The organism is Paraburkholderia sp. A1BS-2L (assembly GCF_051125205.1).
In the GTDB taxonomy this organism is placed as follows: Bacteria; Pseudomonadota; Gammaproteobacteria; order Burkholderiales; family Burkholderiaceae; genus Paraburkholderia.
Window position 1 is genome coordinate 518,557 of record NZ_CP120428.1, and the last position, 16,811, is coordinate 535,367.

15 protein-coding genes are annotated in these 16,811 nt (G+C 66.5%); 9 read left to right on the forward strand and 6 right to left on the reverse strand.

Features of this window, described 5'->3' with window-relative positions:
• Window positions 1-79: 79 nt before the first annotated feature.
• The 7 genes from recG (at window position 80) to ubiA (ending at window position 7,229) form a co-directional block, all read left to right on the forward strand.
• Complete coding sequence (recG, locus tag P5W98_RS02335) at window positions 80-2,467, forward strand: ATP-dependent DNA helicase RecG (RefSeq protein ID WP_421023058.1); 2,388 nt, start codon at window positions 80-82, stop codon at window positions 2,465-2,467.
• Between the two features lie 193 nt (window positions 2,468-2,660).
• On the forward strand, window positions 2,661-3,620 hold the full coding sequence (locus P5W98_RS02340) for a hydrogen peroxide-inducible genes activator (protein WP_421023059.1): 960 nt from the start codon (window positions 2,661-2,663) through the stop codon (window positions 3,618-3,620).
• Between the two features lie 199 nt (window positions 3,621-3,819).
• On the forward strand, window positions 3,820-3,942 hold the full coding sequence (locus tag P5W98_RS02345; protein ID WP_421023060.1) for a hypothetical protein: 123 nt from the start codon (window positions 3,820-3,822) through the stop codon (window positions 3,940-3,942).
• 31 nt (window positions 3,943-3,973) lie between these two features.
• Window positions 3,974-5,431: a catalase gene (locus P5W98_RS02350; protein WP_421023061.1), complete on the forward strand. Its 1,458-nt coding sequence runs from the start codon at window positions 3,974-3,976 to the stop codon at window positions 5,429-5,431.
• Between the two features lie 91 nt (window positions 5,432-5,522).
• Window positions 5,523-5,708, forward strand: a complete 186-nt coding sequence (locus P5W98_RS02355; RefSeq protein ID WP_421023062.1) for a hypothetical protein — start codon at window positions 5,523-5,525, stop codon at window positions 5,706-5,708.
• 25 nt (window positions 5,709-5,733) lie between these two features.
• Entirely contained in the window at window positions 5,734-6,222 is a 489-nt protein-coding gene (locus P5W98_RS02360; RefSeq protein WP_421023063.1) for a Dps family protein, read from the forward strand.
• A gap of 143 nt (window positions 6,223-6,365) precedes the next feature.
• Window positions 6,366-7,229 carry a 4-hydroxybenzoate octaprenyltransferase gene (gene ubiA / locus P5W98_RS02365; RefSeq protein ID WP_421023064.1) on the forward strand — a complete coding sequence of 288 codons (864 nt, stop codon included), beginning with the start codon at window positions 6,366-6,368 and terminating at the stop codon, window positions 7,227-7,229.
• Window positions 7,230-7,312: 83 nt separating this feature from the next.
• Here ubiA and proC read toward each other — a convergent pair whose 3' ends face one another.
• From proC to P5W98_RS02395, 6 genes are all read right to left on the reverse strand, one after another.
• Window positions 7,313-8,128 carry a pyrroline-5-carboxylate reductase gene (proC, locus tag P5W98_RS02370; RefSeq protein WP_421023065.1) on the reverse strand — a complete coding sequence of 272 codons (816 nt, stop codon included), beginning with the start codon at window positions 8,126-8,128 and terminating at the stop codon, window positions 7,313-7,315.
• Window positions 8,129-8,150: 22 nt separating this feature from the next.
• Window positions 8,151-8,873, reverse strand: a complete 723-nt coding sequence (locus P5W98_RS02375) for a YggS family pyridoxal phosphate-dependent enzyme (protein WP_421042670.1) — start codon at window positions 8,871-8,873, stop codon at window positions 8,151-8,153.
• Window positions 8,874-9,060: 187 nt separating this feature from the next.
• Window positions 9,061-10,290 (reverse strand): glycolate oxidase subunit GlcF, encoded by a 1,230-nt coding sequence (gene glcF, locus P5W98_RS02380; RefSeq protein WP_421023066.1) that lies wholly within the window; start codon window positions 10,288-10,290, stop codon window positions 9,061-9,063.
• An 18-nt stretch (window positions 10,291-10,308) separates the two neighbouring features.
• On the reverse strand, window positions 10,309-11,397 hold the full coding sequence (glcE, locus tag P5W98_RS02385; protein ID WP_421042669.1) for a glycolate oxidase subunit GlcE: 1,089 nt from the start codon (window positions 11,395-11,397) through the stop codon (window positions 10,309-10,311).
• Window positions 11,398-11,600: 203 nt separating this feature from the next.
• Window positions 11,601-13,106 carry an FAD-linked oxidase C-terminal domain-containing protein gene (locus tag P5W98_RS02390; RefSeq protein ID WP_421042520.1) on the reverse strand — a complete coding sequence of 502 codons (1,506 nt, stop codon included), beginning with the start codon at window positions 13,104-13,106 and terminating at the stop codon, window positions 11,601-11,603.
• 40 nt (window positions 13,107-13,146) lie between these two features.
• On the reverse strand, window positions 13,147-14,562 hold the full coding sequence (locus P5W98_RS02395; protein ID WP_434718195.1) for an FAD-binding oxidoreductase: 1,416 nt from the start codon (window positions 14,560-14,562) through the stop codon (window positions 13,147-13,149).
• Window positions 14,563-14,779: 217 nt separating this feature from the next.
• Between P5W98_RS02395 and P5W98_RS02400 the strand changes: the two genes are divergently transcribed.
• Window positions 14,780-15,436 carry a cob(I)yrinic acid a,c-diamide adenosyltransferase gene (locus P5W98_RS02400; RefSeq protein ID WP_421042518.1) on the forward strand — a complete coding sequence of 219 codons (657 nt, stop codon included), beginning with the start codon at window positions 14,780-14,782 and terminating at the stop codon, window positions 15,434-15,436.
• A gap of 167 nt (window positions 15,437-15,603) precedes the next feature.
• Complete coding sequence (gene hmpA / locus P5W98_RS02405) at window positions 15,604-16,809, forward strand: NO-inducible flavohemoprotein (RefSeq protein WP_434718196.1); 1,206 nt, start codon at window positions 15,604-15,606, stop codon at window positions 16,807-16,809.
• Window positions 16,810-16,811: the final 2 nt, after the last annotated feature.

A 16,811-nucleotide genomic window follows, 5' to 3' on the forward strand; every position in this document is an offset into this window, starting at 1 on the left:
CGCCCCAAAATGCGGCCGCAATGGCCGCCTGCGTACAGCGAGCGGCTATGATTGCGGGACGTGCCCGCGCGTTTGGGACATGCCCGTGGAACGGGCGGGTCGCGCGTTACGCGCCGCGCCTTGCCGGAAAGCCGATATTGTACTTGCGAAGCTGCTCATGCCCTCGTCCGTTAGCCGATTGATTTCCCAAGCCGATGCCACGAGCGAAGCGCACGACGACGTGCGCGAGCCGCAAGCGCCGCAAACCGCAGCGCCGCGCAAACGCGCGACCCGCAAGCCATCCGCCGACAAAGCCACGGACAAAGCCACAGCGAAAGGCGGCGCGGGCGCCACGGCCAAGGACAAGCCCAAGCTCGCCAAAACCGCTGACCGCCTCGCCAAGCTCGGCCTCACGCGTGACATCGACCTCGTGCTGCATCTGCCGATGCGCTACGAGGACGAGACCACGCTCACGCCTATCGGCGAGCTGTTGCCGGGCGGCATGGCGCAGACCGAAGGCGTGGTGTTCGACAACGAGATCGCCTATCGCCCGCGCCGCCAGTTGCTCGTGAAGCTGCGCGACCCGGAGCACGCGGGCGGCGACGAACTGCATCTGCGCTTTCTGAACTTCTACGGCTCGCAGGTCACGCAAATGGCCGTGGGCAAGCGCCTGCGCGTGCGCGGCGACGTGCGCGGCGGCTTCTTCGGCATGGAGATGGTGCATCCGGCGGTGAAGGTCGTGGAAGGCGACACGCCGCTGCCGCAGGCGCTCACGCCGGTTTATCCGTCGACGGCCGGCGTGAGCCAGGCGTATCTGCGCAAGGCGATCGACAATGCGCTCTCGCGCGCCTCGCTGCCTGAACTCCTGCCCGAAGCCGTTGCGCGCGAGTTCCTGGCGCCGCTCAATCTGCCGCAACTGATGGATGCGGTGAAGACGCTGCACCATCCGCCCGTGGACGCCGACGAGCACGAGTTGATCGACGGCACGCACCCCGCGTGGACGCGCATCAAGTTCGACGAACTGCTCGCGCAGCAGCTTTCGCTCAAGCGCGCGCACGAGGAGCGCCGCACGCGCGCCGCGCCCGCGATGGCGCGCCACGTGGCCGGACGCGATTCGGGCACGGCGCTGCTCGCGCGCTTGCGCGCGGCGCTGCCGTTCACGCTCACCGGGGCGCAGCAGCGCGTGGTCGAGGAGATCGCGCGCGACCTCGAAGAGCCGCACCCGATGCAGCGTCTGCTGCAAGGCGACGTGGGCAGCGGCAAGACCGTCGTCGCGGCGCTCGCGGCCGCGCAGGCCATCGACGCTGGCTATCAGGCCGCGCTCATGGCGCCCACCGAAATCCTCGCGGAGCAGCACGCGCGCAAGCTGCGCGGCTGGCTCGAGCCGCTCGGCGTGCAGGTGGCCTGGCTCTCGGGCAGCCTCAAGGCAAAGGAAAAGCGCGCCGCGCTCGAAGCCGCGGCGCTGGGCACCGCGCAACTGGTGATCGGCACGCACGCGATCATTCAGGACGCCGTGGAATTCGCGCGGCTCGGTCTGGTGATCGTCGACGAACAGCATCGCTTCGGCGTCGAGCAGCGACTCGCGCTGCGCGCCAAGGCCCGGAACGCGAAGACGCCGGAGCAGGCCACAGGGCAGAGAACGGCTGCCGCGCCCGCGCGCGAGTTCCAGCCGCACCAGCTGATGATGTCGGCGACGCCCATCCCGCGCACGCTCGCCATGACGTATTACGCGGACCTCGACGTCTCCACCATCGACGAGCTGCCGCCCGGCCGCACGCCGATTCTCACGAAGCTGATCTCCGATGCGCGCCGCGAAGAGGTGATCGCGCGCGTGCGCGCGGCAGCGCTCACGGGACGCCAGGTGTACTGGGTGTGTCCGCTGATCGAGGAAAGCGAGACGCTGCAGCTGCAGACCGCGGTGGAGACTTATGAAACGCTCGTGGCTGCGCTGCCCGAGCTCACGGTCGGGCTCGTGCACGGGCGGCTTGCGTCGGCGGACAAGGCCGCCGTGATGGACGCGTTTTCGCGCAACGAAGTGCAGCTGCTGGTCGCGACCACGGTGATCGAAGTGGGCGTGGACGTGCCCAACGCCTCGCTGATGGTGATCGAGCACGCCGAGCGTTTCGGGCTCGCGCAACTGCACCAGTTGCGCGGACGGGTGGGGCGCGGCAGTGCGGCGTCGGTGTGCCTGCTGCTTTATAGCGGGCCGCTCTCGTTGACCGGACGCGCGCGGCTGCAAACCATGCGCGAGACCACCGACGGCTTCGAGATCGCGCGCCGCGATCTGGAGATTCGCGGTCCCGGCGAGTTCCTCGGCGCGCGCCAGTCGGGCGCGGCCATGCTGCGCTTCGCGAACCTCGAAAACGACGCCTGGCTGATCGACCCCGCGCGAGACGCGGCGGAGTGTCTGCTGCGCGAATGGCCGCACGTCGTCACGCAGCATCTGAACCGCTGGCTCGGTGCGCGCGAGCAGTACCTGAAGGCCTGACGAAGGCCCCGGGGCTGACTGCGGACGTCGTCGTCAGCGCAAGTGACACATGCGCGGAACCCGCGCGCCGCTGTGCCGTCTGAGCGTTCATGTGATCCCGCCCCGCATAGGGGTGTTGATTATTGGCGAATGACCGCCATAGGTGTATAAGTACAAACTATTGATTCACCTCTTTTGATTGGTCCCCAAAGAAATGACGCTCACAGAACTGAAATACATCGTTGCTGTTGCCCGCGAGCGCCACTTCGGACGGGCCGCCGAGGCGTGCTTCGTGAGCCAGCCAACCTTGTCAGTGGCAATCAAGAAGCTCGAAGACGAGTTGAACGTGCAGATTTTCGAGCGCGGCACGAGCGAAGTGAGCGTGACGCCCATCGGCGAGCAGATCGTGACGCAGGCGCAGCGCGTGCTCGAGCAGACGCTCGCCATCAAGGAAATCGCCAAGCAGGGCAAGGACCCGCTCGTTGGCCCGCTGCGTCTGGGCGTGATCTATACGATCGGCCCGTACCTGCTGCCCACGCTCGTCAAGCAGATGATCAAGCGCGTGCCGCAGATGCCGCTGATGCTGCAGGAGAACTACACGCTCAAGCTGATCGAGCTGCTCAAGCAAGGCGAGATCGACGTGGCCATCATGGCGCTGCCGTTTCCCGAAACCGGGCTTACGCTGCGTGCGCTCTACGACGAGCCGTTCGTGGTGGCGCTGCCCTCGGGCCATGCGTGGGAGCAGCGCGAAAAGATCGACCCCGACGACCTCAAGCAGGAAACCATGCTGCTGCTCGGCAGCGGCCATTGCTTCCGCGACCACGTGCTGGGCGTCTGTCCCGAGCTGATGCGCTTTTCGCAGAACGCCGACGGCATCCAGAAGACCTTCGAAGGCTCGTCGCTTGAGACGATCCGCCATATGGTGGCAAGCGGCGTGGGCATCACGGTGCTGCCGCGCATGTCGGTCACCGAGGTGAAGCCGCATGCGGGCGGCGTGGATTCGGGCCTGCTTTCGTACGTGCCGTTCGACGAGCCGGTGCCGGACCGCCGCGTCGTGCTGGCGTGGCGCAAGAGCTTCACGCGGATGCCGGCAATCGAGGCGATTGTCGATGCGATTCACGCCTGCGAGCTGCCGGGCGTGAAGCGGGTCGAAGCGCCCGCCGAGGCGGCTTGAGGCACGCCTGGTTTTTTCGCCCCGCGCGTCCATTGCGCGTGGGGCCATGCTTACCTTCCCGACTTTCCCCTTCGCTTTCTATCGTGCGACCCCAATAAGTCACGCCTATTTGATAGATTAAATAAATCAAATTTCTGTTTTCAATAGCGTTTGATAAAGTTCTTCACACCGATCCACTCAGGACGAACTGGAGAAAGCGATGCAAACCAACGTTCCCAATACCGTCGCCGTAATGACTCAGGCACCCGCCTCGGCGAGCGTCATTAAGGGTCTGCGTACTGTCGCGTTTTCGTTGCTCGTCGACCGGGCGCTCGCCGCCTGACCGACCTACTCACTCTTATCAGGAGTCCAGAATGACTGACCGTACCCTTACCTCAGCAGCAGGCGCGCCCGTCGTCGACAACCAGAATTCGCTCACCGCCGGCCCGCGCGGTCCCGTGATGCTGCAGGACGTGTGGCTCATCGAAAAGCTCGCACACTTCGACCGCGAAGTGATTCCCGAGCGCCGCGTGCACGCAAAGGGTTCCGGCGCGTTCGGCACGCTCAAGGTCACGCACGACATCTCGCGCTATACGAAGGCCAAAGTGTTTAGCGAAGTCGGCAAGGAAACACCGCTTTTCATGCGCTTTTCGACGGTCGCGGGCGAGCGCGGCGCCGCCGACGCCGAACGCGACGTGCGCGGCTTCTCGATCAAGTTCTACACGGAAGAGGGCAACTGGGACGTCGTCGGCAACAACACGCCGGTGTTCTTCATTCGCGATCCGCTCAAGTTCCCGGATTTCATCCACACGCAAAAGCGTGATCCGCGCACGAACCTGCGCAGCAACGTCGCCGCGTGGGACTTCTGGTCGCGTCACCCGGAGTCACTGCATCAGGTCACGATCGTCATGAGCGATCGCGGCATTCCGAAGAACTATCGGCAGCAGCATGGCTTCGGCTCGCACACGTTCTCGTTCATCAACGCGAACAACGAGCGCTTCTACGTGAAGTTCCACTTCAAGTCGGCGCAGGGCGTGGAGAACTACACGGACGCCGAAGCGGCGCAGGTGGTCGCGCAAGACCGCGAGTCCGCGCAGCGCGATCTCTACAACGAGATCGAGAAGGCGAACTTCCCGAAGTGGCATTTCCGTATTCAGGTGATGCCCGAGGCCGATGCCGCCAGGGTTCCGTACAACCCGTTCGACATCACGAAGGTGTGGCCGCACAAGGATTACCCGTTGATCGACGTGGGCACGATCGAGCTCAATCGCAATCCGGAGAACTATTTCGCCGATGTCGAGCAGGCCGCGTTCACGCCCGCCAACGTAGTGCCGGGCATCGGCTTCTCGCCGGACCGTCTGTTGCAGGGGCGTCTGTTCTCGTATGGCGATACGCAGCGTTATCGCCTCGGTGTCAATCACCATCAGATTCCGGTGAACGCGCCGCGCTGCCCGTTCCACTCGTTTCATCGTGACGGCGCGTTGCGCACCGATGGCAACCTCGGCGGCACCGTGAACTACGAGCCGAGCCGCTTCGGCGACTTTGCGCAGCGTCCGCAGGCCGGCGAGCCGGCGCTCGCGACGGGTGCGGTCGATCACTACGATCACCGCGAGGACGACGATTACTACAGCCAGCCAGGCGCGCTGTTCCGCCTGTTCGATGCGGGCCAGCGCGAACGGCTCTTCGGCAATATCGCGCGAGCCTTCGAGGGCGTGCCCGACGACGTCGTGCAGCGGCAGATCGAGCATTTCCACCGCGCCGATCCGGCATACGCACAAGGCGTGATCGCGGCGATGGCCGCGCTCGCCGAGACGCGCAAGGCGGCGCGGTAGTCGCGAAAGAGAGACGGGGCGCGGCGTTGCATTGGCGCCCGCCGCTGCCCGGCAGGTTAAACGCAAGGCAAGACGTCACAGGAGCACGATCATGACCAGAACGATGACGATGACCCTCAAGGCCGTGGGCCCGGGCCGCGGAGCCGCCATGGCGCGCACGCGCGCCGAAGGCACGCAGACGGTGCGCCGCGTGGTGGGCTTCGCGATCGTGGCGAGCGGCTTGGTGGCGCTCGCTACGCAAGGGCTCGCGCACCTCGTCTCCCTGATGGGCCATTGAGCCCGAATAACCGAAAGGAGTTCTCATGGCCAAGAAACCTGTTGTGCAGCACGTGAACATCGGCATTAGCGACAAGGATCGCAGGAAGATCGCGCAGGGGCTTTCGCATCTGCTCGCGGACACCTACACGCTGTATCTGAAGACGCACAACTTCCACTGGAATGTCACGGGGCCGATGTTCAACACGCTCCATCTGATGTTCGAGACCCAGTACAACGAACTCGCGCTGGCCGTGGATGCCATCGCCGAGCGTATTCGCGCGCTGGGCGTGCACGCGCCGGGCAGCTACAAGGATTTCGCGAAGCTCTCGTCGATTCCGGAAGCCGATGGCGTGCCGGCCGCCGAGGACATGATTCGCCAGCTCGTGGAAGGCCAGGAAGCCGTGGTGCGCACCGCGCGCGCGATCTTCCCGGCGACGGAAGCCGCCAATGACGAGCCGACCGCCGACCTGCTCACGCAGCGCATGCAGACGCACGAGAAGACGGCGTGGATGTTGCGCTCGATGCTGGGCTGATGCTGGCCTTGATGCGGGGATCGACGCGGGGATCGATGCCGGCCCGCCGGCGTGTGGGACGATTGCGGGCCCGATGATGGGCGGGCGGCGGCGCATTGCCGCTCTCGCCTACAATAGGCGGCATTGTTTTTCCCGTTCCCATCATGTTCGCCCGACTCCCGCTCTATCTGCGGCTCGTCCGCATGGACAAGCCGATCGGCAGCCTGCTGCTGCTGTGGCCGACGCTCAACGCGCTGTGGATCGCCTCGAATGGCCATCCGTCGCTCTCGCTGCTTGTGATCTTCACGGTGGGCACGGTGCTCATGCGCTCGGCGGGCTGCGCGATCAACGACTACGCCGACCGCGACTTCGACCGCCACGTGAAGCGCACGGCCGAGCGGCCCATCACCTCGGGCCGCATCCACGCATGGGAAGCGGTGGCGATTGCCATCGTGCTCGCGTTCGTTTCGTTCCTGCTGATCCTGCCGCTCAATGCGCTCACCAAGCAGCTTTCGGTGGTGGCGCTGTTCGTGGCGGGGTCGTATCCGTTCACGAAGCGATTTTTCGCGATTCCGCAGGCGTATCTGGGCATCGCGTTCGGCTTTGGCATTCCGATGGCGTTTGCCGCCATCCAGGATCAGGTGCCGATGCTCGCGTGGATCATGCTCGTCGCGAACGTGTTCTGGTCGGTGGCCTACGACACCGAATACGCGATGGTCGACCGCGACGATGACATCAAGATCGGCATCCGCACCTCCGCGCTCACGTTCGGCCGCTTCGACGTGCTCGCAGTCATGCTCTGTTATGCGGCCACGCTCGGCATCTACGTCTGGGTGGGCGCGACGCTGCAATTGGGCGCGCTGTACTGGCTCGGCTGGGCGGCGGCGGCGGGCTGCGCGATCTACCACTACACGCTGATCAAGGACCGCGAGCGCATGCCGTGCTTCGCGGCGTTCCGCCATAACAACTGGTTGGGCGGCGCGCTGTTTGCGGGGATCGCGGCGCACTACGCTGCGGGCGCGATGTAGCCGATCCGGCTCCGCCCGGACCAGTTGTTAAAAAAGCGCCCATGGGCGCTTTTTTACGTGGGCGGCCTGGCAGGCCCGGCGAATTACTGCTTGCCGAATTCTTCGCCCATCTCCTTCGCCCGCGCGTCGGCGGCCAGAGCGCCGCGCACGATCGCGTCCTTGATGGCCGACGCGTCGAACGACGCGAGCGCCGCGGCGGTGGTGCCGCCCTTCGACGTCACGCGCTCGCGCAGGACGGCGGGCGGCTCGTCCGACTGCAGAGCGAGCTGCGCCGCGCCCGTGAAGGTGGCGATGGCGAGCGCTCGGCCTTGCTGCTCGTCCATGCCGAGCTCGCGGGCCGCGGCTTCGAGCGCTTCGATGAAATAGAACACGTAGGCCGGGCCGCTGCCCGAAATGGCCGTGACGGCGTCGATCTTGCTCTCGTCGTCGAACCAGACGGTCTGGCTCACTGCGCCGAGCACGTTCGACGCCAGTTCGCGGCCTGCCGCGTCGACGCCGCTGCCGGCACAGAGGCCCGTCGCGCCCATGCCGATCAACGCGGGCGTGTTGGGCATCGTGCGCACGACGCGCGCGTGGCCGTCCAGCCAGCGCGACAGATCTTCGATGCGGATGCCCGCCATGATGCTGATCACGACCTGATGCGCGCCAAGGTGCGGCGCGAGCGATTGCGCCACCGCCTTGGCGATCTGCGGCTTCACTGCGAGCAGGATGGCGTCGTATTCGGCGAGCGCACTGTCAGGGGCCGCGCCGGTGCGGATGCCGAACTGATCCGCGCTGCGCTTGCGCGCGTCTTCGTTGGGATCGATCGCGTACAGGTCGCTGGCGGACACGCCCTTGCGGATCAAGCCGCCGATGATTGCAGCGGCCATGTTGCCGCCGCCGATGAAGGCAATTTTCATGGTGATGGTGAGCGTCAGTGAATCAGTGGGAGTAATCGCGTGTGCCGAAGATCGCGGTGCCGACGCGCACGATGGTTGCACCTTCGAGCACGGCGGCTTCGAGGTCCGCCGACATGCCCATCGAGAGCGTGTCGAGCGTGAGGCCGTCGGTGCGCAACGAATCGCGTAGTGAGTCGCGCAGTGAGTCGAGTAGTTCGCGCAACTGCCGATGCGGCGCGCGCTGCGCATCGAGCGTGGCTTCGGGCTCCGGGATCGACATCAGCCCGCGCAGGCGCAGGTTCGGCAGCGCGGCAATCGCGTGGGCGACCTGGGCGGCTTCCTGCGGGGCGACGCCGCTCTTGGTGGCCTCTCCGCTCACGTTCACCTGCAGGCACACGTTGAGCGGCGCCATGCCGGCCGGGCGCTGCTCGGACAGGCGCTGCGCGATCTTGAGGCGGTCGACGGAATGCACCCAGTCGAAGCGCTCGGCCACGAGGCGCGTCTTGTTCGACTGCAATGGTCCGATGAAATGCCATTCGAGACTGGCGCGCAGGTCGGCGAGCGCCTCGATCTTGTCGACGGCTTCCTGCACGTAGTTCTCGCCGAAAGCGTGCTGGCCCGCTGCGTGTGCGGCGCGCACGTCTTGTGCCGGAAAGGTTTTCGATACCGCGAGCAGCGCGACGGATTCCGGCGCGCGGCCGGCATTGCGCGCGGCGGCGGCGATGCGCTGGCGGACGGCTTCGAGATTGTGGGCGAAATCGGTCATCGGCATGGAGGCTGGCTGCGCAGCCGCAAGTGGCGCATGGGTGCGAAAGGGCAATTATACGGACCATTCGGACCGCGCCCGGCGCATGAAATCCGCTTTGCGGCTGGTCGAAAGCCCTATGCCGATTGGCTGACTGTTGGCGAGCGTTGCGTCTCGCTATGCTGGATCGTCATCGAAACCGCGGGATTCAATTGGCCGCCAGCATATGTTCCACAAGTTCGATCCAGTGCGTGACCGGAATGGTCGTGCCGCTTTGCAGGTGCGCGATGCAGCCGATGTTCGCCGAAACGATCAGTTGCGGCTCCAGCGCCTTGAGCCGCTCCACCTTCTGATTGCGCAGGGTGTAGGACAGGCGCGGCTGCGTGATCGAATAAGTGCCGGCGGAGCCGCAGCACAGGTGGCTGTCCACGGGCAGCCGCACGTCGATGCCCAGCGCGGCGAGCACCTTCTCCACGCCGCCGCGCAGTTGCTGGCCGTGCTGCAGCGTGCAGGGCGGGTGATACGCCACGGTGTGAATGCCGCGCCGGCGCGTGGCGGCGAGGAGCTGGTCCTGGAACGCGGGCAGGATCTCCGAGAGATCGCGCGTGAGCCCGGCAATGCGCCGCGCCTTGTCCGCATAGGCCGGATCGTTGCGCAGCAGGTGCGCGTATTCCTTGACCGTCGCGCCGCAGCCCGAGGCGTTCATGACGATCGCTTCCACGCCTTGCTCGACGTACGGCCACCAGGCGTCGATGTTCGCGCGCACGTCGTGGAGCGCGTCGTCCACGTAGCCCAGATGCAGGCGGATCGCGCCGCAGCAGCCGGCTTGCGGCGCCACCACGGTTTCGATGCCGAGCGCGTCGAGCACGCGCGCCGTGGCCGCGTTGATGTTCGGCATCATCGAAGGCTGCACGCAGCCCGCGAGCATCAGCATCTTGCGCGGGTGCTTCGTGGTGGGCCATGCGAGCGCGCGCTGGCGCACCGGCACCTTGTCGCGCAGGCGGCGCGGCAGCAGTGCGCGCATTTGCTGGGCCACGCGCATGGTAGGCGAGAACAGCATGCGGCTGGGCAGGAAGCCCGCGAGGAAGCGGCGCACGAGACGCTGGCGCAACGGACGCGACACCATCTGCTCGGCGTGCTTGCGGCCCACTTCCACGAGCCGGCCGTATTGCACGCCGGAAGGGCAGGTGGTTTCGCAGCTGCGGCAGGTCAGGCAGCGGTCGAGGTGGGTGAGCGTGCTTTTCGTGACCGGCGCGCCTTCCACCATCTGTTTCATCAGATAGATGCGTCCGCGCGGGCCGTCGAGCTCGTCGCCAAGCAACTGATAAGTCGGGCAGGTCGCGGTACAGAAGCCGCAGTGCACGCACTTGCGCAGGATCGCGTCGGCTTCGTCGCCGTCGGGAGTGTTGCGAATGAAGTCCGCGAGGTTCGTCTGCATTGCGGCGTGAAGGTCTTGTCAGAAGTCGGAATAAAGGCGTCCGCGATTGAAGATGCGGGCCGGGTCGAACGCAGCCTTCAGGCCGCGGTGGATCTTCATGAGCGGCGCGGGCAGCGGCGTGAACACCCCGGCGCTGCGGTCGTAGTGGGCGCCCGTGCGGAACATCGTGGCATGGCCGCCGGCCTGCTTCGCGCTGATGCGCACCGTTTGCGCATCGGTTTCGGTGATCCACCAGCGTTGCGCGCCGCCCCATTCCATCAGTTGCGTGCCCGGCAGTTGCAACGGCTCGGCAATCGAGGGCAGGGCGAGACGCCACAGCGCGGCGTCCGGCGCGATCGAGGCAAAAAACGGGTCGGTCTGCTCGCGCAGTCCCGCCCAGAAGCGCTCGGCTTCCACGGCATCCACGACTTCGCCGCCCAGCAGCGCGCGCGCGGCCTTCACGCCGGCCTCCGCGCCCGCGAGGCGCACGGCCAGCGTGCCGTTGCGCCAGGCGCTCGCGGTCATCGGCAGCGGCCGGCCGCCCCATTCGTTGAGCTTGCGCACGGCGTCCGTGCCGTTCATGTCGAACTTGAGCGTGGTCTCGGCTTGCGCCACGGGCAGCACTTTCACCGATAGCTCGAGAATCAGGCCAAGCGTGCCGAGCGAGCCTGCCATCAGTCGCGAGACGTCGTATCCGGCCACGTTCTTCACGACCTGGCCGCCGAAATGCAGCACCTCGCCGTGGCCGTTCATGACGACCGCGCCCAGCACAAAGTCGCGCGCGGCACCCGCGCTTGCGCGGCGCGGCCCGGCAATGCCAGCGGCGACGCAGCCGCCGAAGGTGGCCTGCGGGCCGAAGTGGGGCGGCTCGAAGGGGAGCATCTGGCCGTGCGTCGCGAGCGCGTGCTCGATTTCGATGAGCGGCGTGCCGGCGCGCGCGGTAATGACGAGCTCGGCCGGGTCGTAAGAAATGATGCCCCGGTACGAGCGCGTATCCAGCACTTCGCCTTCGAGTGTCTGGCCATACCAGTCTTTTGTGCCGCCGCCGCGTATGCGCAGCGTGTGTCCGTCCGCGGTGGCCGCGCGAATGCGCTCGGACCACGTCGTGACGATATCGTCCTCTTCCATGATTTCCATGGCGCGTTTGTCGTTGTGGTTCGCTCGATTGTACTGACGCGCCTCACTCTGGCAACCCGGGGCAGGCCCGCATGGGTCATGCATCCTGCATTTCAGCGTGCGCACCGGCTCGCGGTGCGCACGCCGGACCTGCTAATGCGGCTTGAAAGAGCGGCTTGAAAGCGCGGCCTGAAGGTGCGGTTTAGAAGCGCGGTCTAGAAGCGCGGCAGATCCGGATGCGGCAGCAGGTTTCCACGCACGTGCATCCTGCCGTATTCGGCGCAGCGCGCGCGCGTGGGAATGCCCTTGTCGGGATTGAGCAGGCCGGCCGGGTCGAACGCGTGCTTCACGGCATGAAACGCGTCGCGCTCCTCGCGCGAGAACTGCACGCACATCGAATTGATCTTCTCGATGCCCACGCCGTGCTCGCCCGTGACCGTGCCGCCCAGTTCCACGCAGGCTTCGAGGATATCCGCGCCGAACGCCTCGGCGCGGTGCCACTCGTCGAGGTCGTTGCCGTTGAAGAGGATGAGCGGGTGCATGTTGCCGTCGCCCGCATGGAACACGTTGATGCAGCGCAGCCGGTATTGCGTTTCCATTTCGTGGATGCGCGCGAGCAGCGGTCCGATCGCGCGGCGGGGCACAGTGCCGTCCATGCAGTAATAGTCGGGCGAAATGCGGCCCGCCGCCGGAAACGCGTTCTTGCGGCCGGACCAGAACCGCAGCCGCTCCTCCTCGGTGCGCGATATCTGGATGCGGGTCGCGCCGTGCTCGCGCAGCACGACCGTCATGCGCGCGATCTCCTCGGCGACTTCCTCGGGGGTGCCATCGGATTCGCACAGCAGAATCGCGGCGGCGTCGAGGTCGTAGCCCGCGTTGACAAACTCTTCCACGGCGCGCGTGGCGGGCTTGTCCATCATCTCGAGGCCGGCAGGAATGATGCCTGCGGCAACGATGCCCGCCACCGCGTCGCCGCCTTTCACGACGTCGTCGAAGCTCGCCATGATGACTTGCGCCGTCTGCGGGCGCGGAATCAGCTTGACCGTGACCTCGGTGACGATGGCGAACATGCCCTCGCTGCCGATCATCACCGCGAGCAGATCGAGGCCTGGCGCGTCGGGGGCGAGCGAGCCGAATTCCACGATCTCGGCATCCATCGTCACCGCGCGCACGCGCAGCACGTTGTGCACCGTAAGGCCGTACTTGAGGCAATGCACGCCGCCCGAGTTCTCGGAGACGTTGCCGCCGATCGTGCAGGCGATCTGCGAGGACGGATCGGGCGCGTAATAGAGGCCGTAAGGCGCGGCCGCTTCGGACACCGCGAGGTTGCGCACGCCGGGCTGCACCGTGGCCGTGCGCGCGTAGGGATCGACTTCGAGAATGCGCTTGAAGCGCGCGAGCGAGAGCACGATGCCGTGGCGGATGGGCATGGCGCCGCCCGAGAGGCCCGTGCCCGCGCCGCGCGGCACGACAGGCACGTCCAGGCGCCGGCAGATCTGCACGATGCGCTGCACCTGCGATTCCGTTTCCGGCAGCGCCACGGCAAGCGGCAGGCGCCGGTAGGCCGCAAGACCGTCGCATTCATAGGCTACCGTGTCTTCCTCGCGGTGCAGCAGGCAGTGCGCCGGCAGCACCGCCATCAACGCCTGAACCACTTCGCGCTGTCGCTGCGCGAGCACTTCCGGCGTGAGTTCCGGCAACTTCGCCTCCGGTGCGTTCATGTCTTCTCCGCTCCCATGCAGGATGATTGTTGACCGCGTGTTATGCCGCCCAGCTGAAGATCTTGCCGGGGTTCATCAGATTGTGCGGATCGAGTGCGTGCTTGATGGCGCGCATCGTGTCGACCGTGTCGGCGCCATGCTCTTCCACGAGGAAGTCCATCTTGTGCAGGCCCACGCCGTGCTCGCCCGTGCAGGTGCCGTCCATCCTGATCGCGCGCTGCACGATCAGGTGGTTCAGGCGCTCGGCTTCCTCGATTTCCTCGGGTTTGTCCGGGTCGATCAGGATCGCGACATGGAAGTTGCCGTCGCCCACGTGGCCCACGATCGGGCAGGGCAGCGGCGAGGCCTTGAGGTCGGCCTCCGTCTCCACCACGCATTCGGCGAGGCGCGAGATCGGCACGCATACGTCGGTCGTCACGGCGCGGCAGCCGGGCCGCAGTTGCAGCATCGCGAAGTAGGCGCTGTGGCGCGCGTTCCACAGGCGGCTGCGGTCTTCGGGGCGGGTCGCCCATTCGAAGCCCTCGCCGCCGTTTTGCGCGGCCAGTTCCTGCACGAGCTGCGCCTGTTCGGCGACGCCAGCTTCGGTGCCATGGAACTCGAAGAACAGCGTGTGCTTTTCGCGCAGCGTCAGGTTCGAGTGGCGATTGATCGCGCGCACTGCGAGCGAATCGATGAATTCCACGCGCGCGATCGGCACGCCCATCTGAATCGTTTCGATGACCGTGCGCACGGCCTCGGCCATGGAGGCAAACGCGCATACCGCCGCCGACACCGCTTCGGGCTGAGGATAAAGCCGCACGGTGATTTCGGTGATCACGCCGAGCGTGCCTTCGGAGCCCACGAAGAGACGCGTGAGGTCATACCCCGCCGACGACTTGCGCGCGCGCGTGCCGGTCTTGATGATGCGGCCGTCTGCAAGCACGGCGGTGAGGCCCAGCACGTTCTCGCGCATCGTGCCGTAGCGCACGGCGTTGGTGCCGGAAGCGCGCGTTGCCGACATGCCGCCGATGCTCGCATCCGCGCCCGGGTCGATCGGGAAGAAGAGGCCGGTGTCGCGCAGCGCTTCGTTGAGCGCCTTGCGCGAGATGCCGGGCTCCACGGTGACGGTGAGGTCTTCGGCGTTGATCGAGAGCACGCGGTTCATCTGCGAGAGGTCGATCGAGACGCCGCCCTGCACCGCGAGCAGATGGCCTTCGAGCGACGAGCCGTTGCCGTAGGGAATGATGGGCACGCCATATTGCGCGCACAGCTTCACGATCGACTGGACTTCCTCGGTGTTCTGCGCGAACACGACGGCGTCGGGCAGTTGCGGGTCGAAGCGCGATTCGTCGCGGCCGTGATGCGCGCGCACGGCTTCGGACGTGGAGACGCGTTCGCCGAACGCGCTGCGCAGTTTGTCGAGGAGATCGGTGGGGAACGGGCGGCGTGCAAAGGCCGGCGGCGCGGGATGATTCACGCGGGGGTCTCCTTCATTTGAACGTAACGCGTGGTGGAATTCGGAGCGCGGTTCATTTTACGCCCAACGTTTGAGGACGCGGTCCGCTGCCCACGGCTCGCCCGCGAACAGGCCCGCGAACAGGCCCGCAAACAGGCCCGCAAACAGGCCTTGGCCCATGCAGGCCGGGTTCGGCACAATTGCGCTTCAATCTGTTTGCTATTCGGAGAGACATACCATGGGCAACCGCCTGAGCAAGATCGTCACGCGTACCGGCGACGACGGCACGACGGGCCTCGGCGACGGCAGCCGCGTGCGCAAGGACGACGCGCGCATCGCTGCGATCGGCGAGGTCGACGAACTGAATTCGCACATCGGCGTGCTGCTGTGCGAGACGCTGCCGGACGACGTGCGCGCCGCGCTCACGGACATCCAGCACGACCTGTTCGACCTGGGCGGCGAGCTGTGCATGCCCGGGCACACCATCGTCACGGACGCGCACCTCGAGCGCCTCGATGGCTGGCTGGCCGAGTACAACGCCACGCTGCCGCCGCTCAAGGAGTTCATCTTGCCGGGAGGCTCGCGCGCGGCGGCGCTCGCGCACGTCTGCCGCACCGTGTGCCGGCGCGCGGAGCGCATGATCGTCGCGCTCGGCGCGGCGCAGGACGCGAGCGCGGCGGGTGGGGCAGACGGGGCGGGGAAATCGGCCGCGCCGCTCGCGCAAACGCCGCGCCGCTATGTGAACCGGCTCTCCGACCTGATGTTCGTGCTCGCGCGCGTGCTCAACCGCGCGGCCGGCGGCGCCGATGTGCTCTGGCGTCACGACCGCGGCGCGGCGTCGGGTGAATCAGCGGATAAACCGGGCAGCGAGCCCGACACCGGCTCCAGCAAATAACGGGACCGACACGGGCGTGGAATACGGGCGGCCGGCCTGCAAAGCCGGACCGCCCATGCTGCCCGCATCCCGCCACGCGGAAAATGCTGTGGTGCGACAAAATGCCTGGGGCGGCGTATCTCATTAAACATGTATCGTAGTTGCATGTTTAACAAGGAGAAGCCTCAATGACTGCGCTTACCGCCGACCAGATCGCCCGCGTCAAGGCCACCGCGCCCGTATTCGCCGAACACGGCACCACCATCACGAAGCACTTCTACACGCGGATGTTCAATGCCCATCCGGAACTGAAGAACCTCTTCAACCAGACGCACCAGAAGAGCGGCAGCCAGCCCGAGACGCTCGCGCGCGCGGTCTATGCCTACGCCGCGAACATCGACAACCTCGGAGCGCTCGGCGGCGCGGTCTCGCACATCGCGAACAAGCATGCGAGCCTGAACATCCGTCCGGAGCACTATCCGATCGTCGGGCGGCATTTGCTGGGCGCGGTGGTGGACGTGCTGGGCGACGCCGTCGATCAACCCACGCTCGACGCGTGGGCGGTGGCTTACGAGCAGCTCGCGAACATCATGATCGGCGCCGAGGCGAAGCTCTACGAAGCCGCGCCGTGGAGCGGCTTCCGTCCGTTCAAGGTGATGCGCAAGCACGTCGAAAGCGACGAGATCACGTCGTTCTACCTCGCGCCCGCGGATGGCGCGCCCGCGGGCGGCTTCGAGCCCGGCCAGTACGTGAGCGTGACGCGCTATGTCGACAAGCTGGGCGTCGACCAGCCGCGCCAGTACAGCCTCTCCGACGCACCGCACGGCCGCTGGCTGCGCATCTCGGTCAAGCGCGAGGACGGCCGCGGCGAAGTCGAGCCGGGCCACGTCTCGAACCTGATGCATGACGGCGTGGAGGAAGGCGCGGTCGTGCACGTGAGCGCGCCGATGGGTGAATTCAAGCTCGATCGCAAGAAGGCCACGCCGGTCGTGCTGATGAGCGGCGGCGTGGGCATCACGCCGATGGCGTCGATGCTGGCCACGCTGCTGGCCGAGCGCAGCGAGCGCAAGGTGACCTTCGTGCACGCCTGCCGCAACCGTGACGTGCACGCGTTCGGCGAGTGGATGCGCCGCGCCGCGGCCGAGCATCCGAACGTGAAGGTCGCGGTGTTCTACGAAGAAGTGGGCGCACAGGACCGCGTGGGCATCGACTATGACTTCGAAGGCCGCGTCGAGCTCGATCGCATCGTCGCCGAAGCGATCCTGCCGGATGCCGATTACTACGTTTGCGGCCCGGTCGCGTTCATGCGCGCGCAGCGCGACGCGCTGGTCGCTCGCGGCGTCGATCCCGCGCGCATCTACACGGAGATCTTCGGTTCGGGCATGCTCGACTGAAG